Genomic DNA, 12,258 nt, shown 5'->3' on the forward strand with positions numbered 1-12,258 from the left:
TCCTACATCAATTCATATAATTTTTTACGCTCACTTGAGCTTCCTATACCAAGTTGCATACGGTATTTTGTGATAGTTCTACGCCCTAGTTGCACACTTGGGAATTCTTTTTGAGTGAGTTCAAGAATTTTCAAATCACTCAAAGGTTTTTTAGGATTTTCTTTTTTAATTAAATTACTAAGAAAATCTTTAATAGTCGCATTAGAAGTTTCACCATCATCAACTGCAGTGGTAAAGAAAGATTTTAAAGGTATTAAACCTCTATCGCAACTTAAGTATTTATTTGCAATTGCTCTTGAGATAGTAGAAGCATTTCTTTCAAGATCTTGTGCTAAATCTTTAAGCTGCATAGGTTTGATATCCCCGCCCATGAAAAAATCATATTGATATTCTATAATCATAAGCCCTAGTTTATAAAGGGTAGCTTTACGCATAGCTAGCGCATCGATTAAATTTTTAGCATCTTTTAAATAAGCACTTAAAAACTCATGATCTAAACCATCTGCTTCAAAAGCAATTTCAGGGTAATAATCATCATTGATTTTAATTTTAATTTCACCATTTTCTTGATAAATAAATATATCAGGAATGATTTCCATGCTCTCTTCAAAATACTCCAAAAAAGGCGGAATGGAGATTTTTTTAATTATCGCTATAGCCTTTTTATACAAAGGATCTTTGATAAAATCTTTTGCATTTTCTAAATTTAAAATTAGCATTTTGCAAAACTCGTAAAGTTCATCATCTAAGTCAAAATGCTCTAATGCAAAAATAAAAGCTTCTTGATTATCTTTTGCCCCTACTCCAACAGGATCAAGGTATTTAAATCTTTGTCTGATTTTTTCCACTTCTAAAGGATCAAATTCGCCTAAAATTTCCTCATCATACTCAAAATAACCTTCATGGTTTAAACATTCTATGATTTTTTCAGCAATGGTTTGGGATTTTCTAGTAGGAAAAAATGGTGGTATGATTTGCTCGCTTAAAAGTTCATATACATTTTTTACTTCCAAGCTTTTTGCATCAATCATTTGTGTTGTGGTGTTTTTGCTAAAATATTCTTGATAATATTTGTTTTGATTGTTTGTGATGCTTGAGTTTTCTTTAATCTCTATAAAAGGATTTTCTTTAGCAAATTCATCTAAGCTTTCTTTTAGATCTTCAATATTAGCTTGCAATATAGGAAGCCAAGATCTTAAGGTTTGTGATAGTTTTGCTTTTTGTGTTATAGAGGTTTTTTGTTTAAGCATTATTCAAGTCTAAACTCACTTCCAAGATAGTATTTTTTAACATCTTCATTATGTGCAATTTCATTAGCATTGCCACTAGCTAGCAACCTTCCGCTTCTAATCACATAAGCTCTATCGCAAATTGCTAGAGTTTCTCTTACATTATGATCAGTGATCAAAACACCTATATTCATAGCCTTTAAATCATTAATCAAACTTTGAATTTCACTCACTGCGATAGGATCAACCCCAGCAAATGGTTCATCAAGAAGTAAAAATTTAGGATCACACATAAGTGATCTTGCGATTTCACAACGCCTTCTTTCACCCCCACTTAAACTCATACCTTTTCTATGTCTAATAGGTTCTATGCTAAGTAATTCTAGCATTTGCTCTATCTTTTGTTCTAATAAATTTTTATCCTTATATATTACTTGGGCGGCTAAAAGTAAATTTTCTTCCACACTTAAATCTTTAAAAACACTACTTTCTTGAGGTAAATACCCAATACCAAGCTTTGCTCTTTTATTAAGCGGTTCTTTCGTGATATCTTGTGAGTCTAAAAACACCTGCCCGCTTGTTGGTAAAATAAGCCCACATATCATATAAAAACTTGTAGTTTTTCCTGCTCCATTAGGCCCTAAAAGTCCTACTACTTCCCCGCTTTGTACTTCTAGTGAAACATCGTGTATGATTTTAGTTTTTTTAATGATTTTTTCTAAATTTCTAGCTTCTAGCTTACTCATGTATTATATACTTTCTTTTATTTTCATAAGGAATGATTTGTAAAATTATATTAAAAATTTGATATTTATCTAAGTATTTTTTTAATTTTTCATCACCCCATTCTACTAAATGCAAACCCTCTTCAAAAAAATTTTCAATCAAACCATTTTTTAAAAGTCCATCAAAACCTTCTTGATAAATATCATAATGATACATTTTGCCTTGTTGAAAATCATATTCTTGCATGATAGAAAATGTAGGAGAATTAAGCGTTTTTTCTACTCCAAGAAATTGAGCATAATTTTGAACCAAAGTGGTTTTACCACTTGCTAATTCCCCTTGAAGTAAAATAACTCCATTTTTAGGTAAAATTTCACAAAGCTTATAAAGCTCATTTTGACTTAAAATCATTTCTTTCATTGAATTTTTACCACATATTTTTCTTGCATAGCTTTTGGTATGCTTTTAGTTGTTGGTATGTCTAAGACTTTATAGATATTAGTATATTCTATAAATTTAATGCTTATTTCATCACCAATTTTTACTTCTTTACTAGCTTTAACCACTTGATTGTTTATACTTACTACGCCACTTTTACACATATCTTCTGAAATAGCACGACGCTTAGTAATATTAACTACATTTAAAAACTTATCTATTCTCATAAAAATATTTTATCAAAAAATACAAGAAAATGTTATAAAATGTCTAAATATTTTACATTATATTAAGCTAAATTCGTTAAATTTTAAAATTATTTTTACAAAGAGGAAAGACAATGAAAAAAGATATCAAAAAAGTGGTTTTAGCATATTCTGGTGGACTTGACACAAGTATAATTTTAAAATGGTTGCAAGATGAGTATAAATGTGAAGTGGTAACTTTCACAGCAGATATTGGACAAGGTGAAGAGCTTGAGCCTGCTAGAAAAAAAGCTCTTTCTTTAGGCGTAAAAGAAGAAAATATTTTTATTCAAGATTTAAAAGATGAATTTGTAAAAGATTATGTATTTCCTATGTTTAGAGCAAATGCTATTTATGAAGGAGAATATTTACTGGGTACAAGCATAGCAAGACCTTTGATAGCAAAAGCTTTAGTAGAAATAGCAAATAAAACAAGTGCAGATGCCATCAGCCATGGAGCAACTGGTAAGGGAAATGATCAAGTGCGTTTTGAATTAGGTGCTTTGGCACTAAATCCAAACTTAGCCATCATTGCTCCTTGGAGAGAATGGGATTTAAATAGCCGTGAAAAACTTTTGGCTTATGCGCAAAAACATGGCATTGATATAGCTAAAAAGCCAGGTAAATCACCTTATTCTATGGATGCAAATTTATTGCATATTTCTTATGAAGGTTTAGTGCTTGAAGATCCTGCGGCTAAACCCGAAGCAGATATGTGGCGTTGGGTGAAAGATTTAAAAGAAACTCCAAATGAAAGTGAAGTGATAGAGCTTGAGTTTAGTAAAGGCGATTTGTGTGCTATTAATGGAGAAAAAATGTCTCCTGCACAGCTTTTAGCAAAACTTAATGAGCTTGGTGTAAAACATGGTATAGGTCGTCTTGATATTGTTGAAAATCGCTATGTTGGTATGAAAAGTAGAGGTTGTTATGAAACTCCAGGTGGAAGTATACTTTTAAAAGCACACCGTGCTATAGAAAGTATCACTCTTGATAGAGAAGCAGCACATTTAAAAGATGAATTAATGCCAAAATATGCAAGTTTGATTTATAATGGCTATTGGTTCTCACCTGAAAGATTAATGCTTCAAGCCTTAATTGATGAGTCACAAAAATATGTAAATGGTAAAGTTAAACTTGAATTATATAAAGGTAATGTGATGGTAATAGGCAGAGAAAGTGCGAATGATAGTTTATTTAGTGAGGCTTATTGTACTTTTGAAGAAGATGCTGTGTATGATCAAAAAGATGCAGCAGGTTTTATAAGATTAAATGCTTTAAGATTTATTATCGCAGGTAAAAATGGAAGAAAATTTTAAAAAAGGAAAACAATGAAAGTATTATTAATCAAAGATGTAAAAAGCTTAGGAAAAGCAGGAGAAGTTAAAGAAGTAAAAGATGGATATGGGCAAAATTTTTTAATTGCCAAAGGTTTTGCTAAAGCTGCTACACATGAAGTTTTAAAACAATATGAAGCAGAGCAAAAGAAAAAGGCAGAAAATTTAAGATTTGAGCTTGCAAATTTGGAAAAATTAAAAGAAGAATTATCTAAAATCACTATTTGTATAGCTAAGCCTGTAGGAGCTAATGGAAGCTTGTTTGGCGGGGTTACTAAAGATGAAATCGCTCATGCGCTAAAAGAACAAAAAGGCATAGAGCTTGATAAAAAAAGCTTAGAATGTGATACTATAAAAGAACTTGGTGTGCATGAAATTTCAGCAAAATTAGGCCATGCAATTCATGCTGTATTTAAGCTAGAAGTTAAAGGAGAATAATGTTTCACGCAACTACAATTTTAGCTTATAAAGGTAAAAATAAGTCTGTAATTGGTGGAGATGGACAAGTAAGTTTTGGAAATACTGTTTTAAAAAATAATGCAGTTAAAATTAGAAAGTTAAACAATGGAAAAGTATTAGCAGGCTTTGCAGGAAGCACTGCTGATGCTTTTAATCTTTTTGATATGTTTGAAAAACTACTTTCTAGTTCTAAGGGTGATTTATTAAAAGCTGCAATAGATTTTTCAAAAGAATGGCGTAAGGATAAATATCTAAGAAAACTTGAAGCAATGATGCTAGTGTTAGATAGAAATCATATATTTTTACTTTCAGGAACTGGAGATGTAGTTGAGCCTGAAGATGGCGCTATAGCAGCTATTGGAAGTGGTGGCAACTACGCGCTTTCTGCTGCAAGAGCTTTAGCTAAACACTCAAGTTTAGATGAGGAAGAATTAGTTAAAGAAAGCTTGCAAATAGCTGGTGAAATTTGCATTTATACAAATACAAATATTAAAACTTATGTAATTGAGGATGATAAATGAATTTAACTCCAAAAGAGATTGTGAAATTTTTAGATGATTATGTAATTGGACAAAAAAATGCCAAAAAAATCATAGCAATTGCTTTAAGAAATCGTTATAGAAGAATGCAGCTTAGTCCTGAACTTCAAGATGATATCATGCCAAAAAATATTTTAATGATAGGATCAACTGGAGTTGGTAAAACAGAGATTGCAAGACGCCTTGCTAAGATGATGGGACTTCCTTTTGTAAAAGTTGAAGCAAGTAAATATACTGAAGTTGGTTTTGTTGGGCGTGATGTAGAAAGTATGGTTAGAGATTTGGCTAATGCTGCTTTAAATTTAGTAAAAAATGAAGAAAAAGAAAAAAATAAAGAAAAGATTAATGAATTTATAGAAAATAAGATTTTAGAAAAACTTTTACCGCCCTTACCAAAAGGTGTTAGCGAAGAAAAACAAGAAGAGTATCAAAATTCTTTAGAAAAAATGCGCGTGAAATTAAAAGCTGGTGATTTAGATAATAGCACAATAGAAGTTGAAATTTCACAAAGTGTATTTGATACTAATCCAAATTTACCACCTGAAATGGGCGCTATGCAAGATATAGTAAAAGTTATTGGTGTGGGTAATAAAAAAGTTAAAAAAGAAATGAAAGTAAAAGATGCAAGAATAGCTCTAGCTCAAGAAGCAAGTGAGAAAATTCTTGATATGGAAAGTATTAAAGGCGAGGCTTTAAGAAGAGCTGAAAATGAAGGGATTATTTTTATCGATGAGATAGATAAGGTAGCAGTTTCAAGCTCAAATTCAAACCGCCAAGATCCAAGCAAAGAAGGAGTGCAAAGAGATTTGCTTCCAATAGTTGAAGGTAGCACTATACAAACTAAATTTGGTCCTTTAAAAACTGATCATATTTTATTTATTGCAGCAGGTGCTTTTCATCTAAGTAAGCCAAGTGATTTAATCCCTGAACTTCAAGGGCGTTTTCCTTTGAGAGTTGAGCTTGATTCATTAGATGAGGATGCTTTATATGCTATTTTAACAAGACCTAAAAATTCATTGCTAACGCAGTATATTGAGCTTTTAAAAACTGAAAATGTAGAGCTTGTTTTTGAAGATGAGGCTATTAGAGAAATAGCAAAAATAGCAAGTAAGGCTAATGAAGAAATGCAAGATATTGGTGCAAGACGCTTACATACAGTAGTGGAAAAACTTTTGGAAGATATTAGTTTTGAAGCAGATGAATATGCAGGTAAAGTATATAAAATAGATGATTTTAAAGTGCAAGTTAAACTTGGAGATATCATAGAAAATAAAGATTTAGCTAGGTATATCTTGTGAAAAGCGGCTTTATAAGCATAGTGGGTAGAACTAATGCGGGAAAAAGTTCTATCCTAAATTCTTTGTTGGAAGAAAAAGTGGCTATGGTTTCTCATAAGCAAAATGCTACAAGAAGAAAAATTAATGCGATCATAATGCATGAAAACCATCAGCTTATTTTTATAGATACGCCAGGTTTGCACGCAAGTTCTAAAGCTATGAATCAACTTATGATTGATTTAGCGATTAAAAGCATTGCTGATTGTGATGTGATTTTATTTGTAGCTAGTATTTATGATGATATTAAAGATTATGAAAATTTTTTAAGTTTAAACCCTAAAGTGCCACATATAGTATTAATCAATAAGGTTGATTTGGTAAAAAAAGAAGTTTTGCTTAAAAAATTAAGCGAGTATTCTCAGTTTAGCTCGCATTTTAGTGCTATTATCCCCTATTCTGCTAAGCAAAAATTTTATAAAAAAATTCTTTTAGATGAGATGATTAAGTATTTGCCCAAGCACCCGTATTATTTTGATCCTGAGTTTATTACTACTACAAATGAAAAGGATATTTATAGAGATTTTATCTTAGAAGCCATATATGAAAATTTAAGTGATGAAATTCCTTATAGCACTGAAGTCAAAATAGAAAAAATCAAAGAACTAGAGCAAATTTATTATATCAATGCCACTATCATTACAGATAGTAATTCTCACAAAGGAATGATATTAGGTAAAGATGGTGCTACAATTAAGCGTATAGGTAAGGAAGCTAGAGTGAAAATAGAAAAATTAGCACAAAAAAAGGTAATGTTAAAACTGTTCGTTCAGCTTGAGAAAAATTGGCACAAAAACGAGCAAAACCTTAAGAAAATACTTTATGATGGGTAAGAAAACTATTCTAAAAGATTTTCTTGCTTATGAAAAGCTTTTGTATATTAAATTTGCAAATCCTATTAGCGAAGATGAAATTTTAAAAAAGAGTTTTGAAGAGCTTGGTCTTAAAGATGATTTTTCTTATAAGTTAAAGTATTTTCAAGATAAATCTTTTACTCATGTATTTTTGTGCAAATATGAAGATATTCTAGATATTGATTATATAATCCCAGAACCCCTACTTTTTGAAGTGTATTTTAAAAATAATACAAATAGTGAAAATCTTGCATTATTGTTTAAGGAAAAATACATAGTTTTAGTGGAGTATTTAGGATATGAATTTCAAAATTGTAAAGTTATACCATTAAATGTTTATGATAAAAAATATGAAGAAAAATTAAAAAATACCTATAAGCACATTATAAGCATAGATGATACTCAAAATCTTAGCAGTTTTGATAAATTTAATAGTAATATTTTTTATCAAAAATTGTTAAAAAATTGGGATCAATTCAAGATTAATTTTACCAACAAAGAAAAAATAAATCATTTAAAATCTTTTAGTTTTAAGATTTTATTGGCTTTTGTTTGTGGAGTTTTATTAGCTTTAGCTTATCCTTTATATTTATATATACAAAAATCATTTTATGAAAATGAGAAAATAAAATATGAAAATTTAATAAAAAATCAAGATGTTATTTTAGAACAGATAAAAATAAATCAAAAACAAAATCAAGAACTTAAAAAACTACAAGAAGAAAATGAGTTAAAGGTTGATTTGTTGCAAAAATTTTATACAAATACACTTTGTTATAAAGATTTTTATGATTTTTTAAGAGTTTTAAATTCTCATCAAGCTTATATAGAAGCTTTACATGTTAAAAATAATGATTTTATTATAGAACTTAAAAATGACTATGAATTTTATGAAGATCTTAAAAAATATCATTTTGTATTAAAAAATAAAGAAATTAATCATGGAAAAATTACTCTTGTTTTTGAAAAATCTTTATAAAAATTTAGAAAATATCTTTACTAGGTTATCTGGGCGTGAATTTGTATTGTCTTTGATAGTTGTTTTTGTTTTTGGTTTTTTCATGGTTTATATGGGTGTTTTTGACTATTTTGAAAAACAAATGAAGTTGTCAAAAGATGAACTATATGTTTTACAAACAAAATACGAGCAAAAACAAGAAGTGATTTCTGATTTAAAAGAAGATGAAAATATATCTTATAATGATCGCTCGTTTTTAAGCATAAATAAAGATTATCAAAGTATTTTAAAGGATATAGAAAAGAATCTTATTGGGGTGCAATCTTTGCAAATTCAAAGCTATAAAAATCAAGATGGATATTTTGCTTATTATGAATTAAGATTAAGTTTTGTTGGCGATTTTATTTTTTTAATGCAATTTTTACAAAAACTAGATCCATATATAAAAGTTAAAAATTTAGAACTTGTAAAATATGAAAATAAATTAAAAATTACACTAAATCTTATTTTTGCTCTGGTATAAAAATAATTTTTTTGGTAGAATTTATCTAAACATGGCAAGCGATCGCTTCTTTTGAAGAGGAAAGTCCGAGCTGCAATAAGACAAAGATTCCATCTAATGGATGGCTAGGGTAACCTAAGGGAAAGTGCAACAGAAAGAAAACTACCATATTTTATATGGAAAAGGTGAAACGGTAGAGTAAGAGCCTACCAGTAGCTTTGGTAACAAAGCTAGCTATGTAAACCCAATCTGCAGCAAGAAGGGGTGGTTTTAGTCTTATAATATAACCCTTCGCTTGAACTTGTTTGCAAAAACAAGTCTAGATAAATGATCGCTCTTGACAGAACTCGGCTTATAGCCATGTTTTACTTCATATAAGCAGAAGCTTTTTTGAGTTTTTGTAAATTAATAGCTACTTCATCTTGCTTTTTTTTCATGAAAGCTATTGCTTCATTAGTAAGTGCTAAAGCCTCATTAGGATAATCTTTAAAATCAGGTTTTTCGATGAGTTTAACTATTTTTTCCACATCTTCAGTATATACAGCTAGTTTAAATTCATCTATCCACTTTTTTTCGCTCATTTTTGATGTACTTCCCTCCAAGCTTCTAATAAGCCTTTTACTACATTTATTACTTCATCTACTCTAGCCTCATTGTTTTCTATATTGGCTAAAGAAAGAAGTTGTAATTCTCTAGTGTATAAACCACTTAGATAATGTGCCACATCTCCACCTTTTTCATAGTCAAGACAATTGATAAGTTCTATAAAAATAGCACTGGCTCTTTTTACATAATACACTCTTTCTTCAATATTTTCATTTTGTATGGCTATTTTTATTCTACTAGCAAAGCGTAAAATTCCTCCGTATAGCATTTCTATAAGTTTTTCTTGAGATTCTACACCTGCTTGACTTTGTGAATATGCATTGTAAACTGCACTATTTACCATTTAAATCCTTTCCTGTTTTAAGAATTTTGATTATTTGCTGCATTAATCATATTAGCAATAACGCTTGCTTGATTATTTAATTTAGAAATAATACTATCATACGCTGCCCATGTTGACCACATAGTGTCATATTTTGTATCAATAGAGCTTTTTGTATTTTCTATGGTTTCATTTAAATTCTTTGATTCTTTTGTTAAGGAAGCTTTATATCCACCAAAAGATCCTTCAGAACTCATCATTTCTCTCATAGTATTTTTTAAGACACCAAAAGTTCCAGTTTCTTCTTTCCAATTTGAATACATAGTTTTAGGACTTAAGCCAAATTGCTTTAAAAAATCTTCTTTGCCTTGAATTTCCAAATCACTCCCTGAAGTTCCTTTGATTTTAAATTGAATTTTTTGATCAGAACTTCCCTGATTAATAATCTCAAAGCTAGCTTCTAAACCCTCTATTCCAAAACTATTAATATGATCTATAAGATTTTGAGCCATTTCCTCATCAGTATCTCCCGTTAATATAAATGGATCTCCGTTTTTAGTTTTGGTTAAATCTATAGTTTCATCATTATATATAATTTTAAATTCAGAATCAGTAAAATCAATTCCGCTTGGATTGTCTTTTGCAAAACCCCCAACTTTTTCCCCACTTAAGTTTATATCTTCAAAACCATTGCTTCCTACAAAAAATCTTTCAGCCATCTCTGGATCTTCACTAAATTTGGTATTAAATTTAGAAGAATCAAAAGTCATAGTTCCATTAGATATAGTAAGCCCATAATCAGCCAAAGACAAACTAACTTTAGATGATATTTTCGTCCCTTCTGAAGTGTCGCTATCACCAACTGTTATAGTTCCATCTACAGTGATAGTTTTTAGTAATATATTATTAATTTCTGATTTTATGTTATAGATTGAACTTACACCTACAAAATTTCCTTTTGTTCCCGCATCAGGGTCGTATTTTGTAGCTGCTGTGATATTCAACATTAAATCATTATAGGCAGTTGCTAAATTTTGTAAAGATTCTGAAATAGCAGCAGTATCTTGAGTAATATTAAAGCTAATTTCACCTTTTTGCTTTAATTCTAAAGTAGCATCAGGAGCTATATCTGTAATGGTATTAGTTGGTCTAGTCATTTTAACACCATCAACGCTAAAAATAGCATCCATACCTTTTTGTATATGGTTTTCATTATCTGCTTTTACATTATAACCTTGTGGAGTACTAGTATCTAAAGTGATTCCAAATTTACTGCTTAATAAATTTGTAGCCTTTTCATCTCTAGTGTAATTTGTTTGATCGATGTTACCATCTTCATCTACTGCATAACCACCATCAAAAATACCAAGTTCAGCACCATTAGTCGTTTTAAATGTTGCTGCACCATCTTTTAATTCAAGATTAACTTTACCATTAGTTTTTTTGCTAATTTGCTCGGCTAAACTTTCATAGGTAGTATTTTCATCAATATCTATGGTGTATTTATCATAATTATCACCATTTTTAACCACAAAAGTTAAAGAAGTTTTTTCTCCAGGGTTGAGAAGTTTATCAGAGGTTTGACCACTTATATTCCCACTAATTTGTGTCTTATCCGAATTTCCTTGTTCTCTAAAACCAAACAAACCGCCAGCACTAATGCTATTTTTATCAAGTTCCCAACCTAAACCTTTTAAAAGATCTTCATTGCCTGAAAAAGAAATATTATTTTGAGTTCCTGTATCTTTGCTTTGCACAACTAGTCGATATGGATTTTCTCTATCTCCGGTATTGACTATTTTAGCTTCTACCTTACCTCCTGTTGCAGAATTTATTTTTTCAGCAAGTTGAGCTACAGTTGTGCTTTGATCTATATCAATTTTATATTCTTTTCCATTTTGAGTTATGGTAAAAGAAGTATTTCCTCCTTGCAATCCTAAACTTTGCATAACAGAAGAAGTTTTATCTTTAAAACCATTGCTTTGATAAACATCTTTTTGAGCAAGTTGATCCACAATAACTTTCATATTGGTAAGATTAGATAAAGATCCTACGGTTAAACTAGCAGCAGCACTATCGCCACTTACACTAGGAGAAACTTTTTTTTGATTAAATTGTGTTGCATCGCCAAGACTATTTACAGCAGTTTGAAATGCAAGTAGTTTAGCTTCAAGTTCTGCTAAGTCTTTTTGTCTTAAACCGTTAGTTTCAAGTTGCGAATTATAAAATTTCAAATTCGCATTCATTTCCGCCTCTTTAAGTTTATTTAGCGTATCACTTGTTAAAACACCTGAACCTATCCCTAAGCTTCCTAAACTACCTACTGCCATGATTAACTCTCCTTATCAAAAATAGTACCTATAACACCTTTAAAATGTTCTATTAATTTCATTGCTTCTTCACTAGGAATTTTACGTATCAGCTTTCCAGTATCTTTTTCAGTTACATTTATATACATTTCATTAATTTTATCATTAAATGCAAAACGAACATTTGTTCCTAGTGTTTCCATTTGGTTATTAAGTTTTTCTGTTGCATTTTTTAGTTTTTCATTTAAATTCTCATCTTGATTATTTAAATTAACTTGTTGCTTATTCTCTTGAGGTGCTTTTTCAATACTTTTTGTATTAAAATGAGTTACATTTGCATCTCTTTGAATATTGTTTCCAATGTCCATTTTAAACTCCTTTTTAAAAGACTTTAAAATACTCT

Annotated in this window: 15 protein-coding genes and 1 other RNA gene; 8 read left to right on the top strand and 8 right to left on the bottom strand. The window is 29.9% G+C overall.

Annotated elements, in window-relative coordinates; all coding sequences use genetic code 11:
- Positions 1–2: 2 nt before the first annotated feature.
- From EL235_RS03970 to EL235_RS03985, 4 genes are read right to left on the bottom strand one after another with little or no spacing between them, the layout of a single operon-like run.
- Positions 3–1,250, bottom strand: a complete 1,248-nt coding sequence (locus tag EL235_RS03970; protein WP_039626054.1) for an RNA polymerase factor sigma-54 — start codon at positions 1,248–1,250, stop codon at positions 3–5.
- Positions 1,250–1,975 (bottom strand): LPS export ABC transporter ATP-binding protein, encoded by a 726-nt coding sequence (gene lptB / locus EL235_RS03975; RefSeq protein WP_039618272.1) that lies wholly within the window; start codon positions 1,973–1,975, stop codon positions 1,250–1,252. Before lptB ends, EL235_RS03970 begins: the two co-directional genes overlap by 1 nt.
- Complete coding sequence (gene tsaE / locus EL235_RS03980) at positions 1,968–2,375, bottom strand: tRNA (adenosine(37)-N6)-threonylcarbamoyltransferase complex ATPase subunit type 1 TsaE (protein ID WP_126340853.1); 408 nt, start codon at positions 2,373–2,375, stop codon at positions 1,968–1,970. Before tsaE ends, lptB begins: the two co-directional genes overlap by 8 nt.
- Positions 2,372–2,620: an RNA-binding S4 domain-containing protein gene (locus EL235_RS03985; protein WP_039618276.1), complete on the bottom strand. Its 249-nt coding sequence runs from the start codon at positions 2,618–2,620 to the stop codon at positions 2,372–2,374. The genes tsaE and EL235_RS03985 overlap by 4 nt, the downstream gene beginning before the upstream one ends.
- A 113-nt stretch (positions 2,621–2,733) precedes the next feature.
- Between EL235_RS03985 and EL235_RS03990 the strand changes: the two genes are divergently transcribed.
- The 8 genes from EL235_RS03990 to rnpB all read left to right on the top strand — a co-directional run bounded on the left by EL235_RS03990 (position 2,734) and on the right by rnpB (position 8,989).
- A complete protein-coding gene (locus tag EL235_RS03990; protein ID WP_126340854.1) occupies positions 2,734–3,954 on the top strand; it encodes an argininosuccinate synthase in 1,221 nt (406 codons plus the stop codon).
- A gap of 12 nt (positions 3,955–3,966) precedes the next feature.
- Positions 3,967–4,410, top strand: a complete 444-nt coding sequence (rplI, locus tag EL235_RS03995) for a 50S ribosomal protein L9 (protein ID WP_114640308.1) — start codon at positions 3,967–3,969, stop codon at positions 4,408–4,410.
- Positions 4,410–4,952 carry an ATP-dependent protease subunit HslV gene (hslV, locus tag EL235_RS04000; protein WP_039618282.1) on the top strand — a complete coding sequence of 181 codons (543 nt, stop codon included), beginning with the start codon at positions 4,410–4,412 and terminating at the stop codon, positions 4,950–4,952. The genes rplI and hslV overlap by 1 nt, the downstream gene beginning before the upstream one ends.
- Positions 4,949–6,268 (top strand): ATP-dependent protease ATPase subunit HslU, encoded by a 1,320-nt coding sequence (gene hslU / locus EL235_RS04005; protein WP_126340855.1) that lies wholly within the window; start codon positions 4,949–4,951, stop codon positions 6,266–6,268. The genes hslV and hslU overlap by 4 nt, the downstream gene beginning before the upstream one ends.
- Positions 6,265–7,137, top strand: coding sequence for a GTPase Era (era, locus tag EL235_RS04010; RefSeq protein ID WP_126340856.1), 873 nt, complete (start codon positions 6,265–6,267; stop codon positions 7,135–7,137). The genes hslU and era overlap by 4 nt, the downstream gene beginning before the upstream one ends.
- Positions 7,127–8,137: a hypothetical protein gene (locus EL235_RS04015; protein WP_126340857.1), complete on the top strand. Its 1,011-nt coding sequence runs from the start codon at positions 7,127–7,129 to the stop codon at positions 8,135–8,137. The genes era and EL235_RS04015 overlap by 11 nt, the downstream gene beginning before the upstream one ends.
- The gene (locus tag EL235_RS04020) at positions 8,100–8,639 is read left to right on the top strand and encodes a hypothetical protein (protein WP_126340858.1); all 540 of its coding nucleotides are present in this window, start codon (positions 8,100–8,102) and stop codon (positions 8,637–8,639) included. Before EL235_RS04015 ends, EL235_RS04020 begins: the two co-directional genes overlap by 38 nt.
- 26 nt (positions 8,640–8,665) lie before the next feature.
- Positions 8,666–8,989: RNase P RNA component class A (rnpB, locus tag EL235_RS04025), an RNA gene on the top strand.
- On the opposite strand, the gene EL235_RS04030 is transcribed toward rnpB, so the two are convergent.
- From EL235_RS04030 to flaG, 4 genes are read right to left on the bottom strand one after another with little or no spacing between them, the layout of a single operon-like run.
- Positions 8,984–9,199: a hypothetical protein gene (locus EL235_RS04030; RefSeq protein WP_039618292.1), complete on the bottom strand. Its 216-nt coding sequence runs from the start codon at positions 9,197–9,199 to the stop codon at positions 8,984–8,986. The two genes, rnpB and EL235_RS04030, sit on opposite strands and share 6 nt — an antisense overlap.
- Complete coding sequence (gene fliS / locus EL235_RS04035; RefSeq protein ID WP_039626068.1) at positions 9,196–9,567, bottom strand: flagellar export chaperone FliS; 372 nt, start codon at positions 9,565–9,567, stop codon at positions 9,196–9,198. The genes EL235_RS04030 and fliS overlap by 4 nt, the downstream gene beginning before the upstream one ends.
- 17 nt (positions 9,568–9,584) lie before the next feature.
- The gene (gene fliD, locus EL235_RS04040) at positions 9,585–11,876 is read right to left on the bottom strand and encodes a flagellar filament capping protein FliD (protein WP_126340859.1); all 2,292 of its coding nucleotides are present in this window, start codon (positions 11,874–11,876) and stop codon (positions 9,585–9,587) included.
- Between the two features lie 2 nt (positions 11,877–11,878).
- Positions 11,879–12,223 carry a flagella length regulator FlaG gene (gene flaG / locus EL235_RS04045; protein ID WP_126340860.1) on the bottom strand — a complete coding sequence of 115 codons (345 nt, stop codon included), beginning with the start codon at positions 12,221–12,223 and terminating at the stop codon, positions 11,879–11,881.
- Between the last annotated feature and the right edge of the window lie 35 nt (positions 12,224–12,258).

The sequence above is a fragment of the Campylobacter lari genome, assembly GCF_900638335.1.
Classification (GTDB): Bacteria; Campylobacterota; Campylobacteria; order Campylobacterales; family Campylobacteraceae; genus Campylobacter_D; species Campylobacter_D lari_E.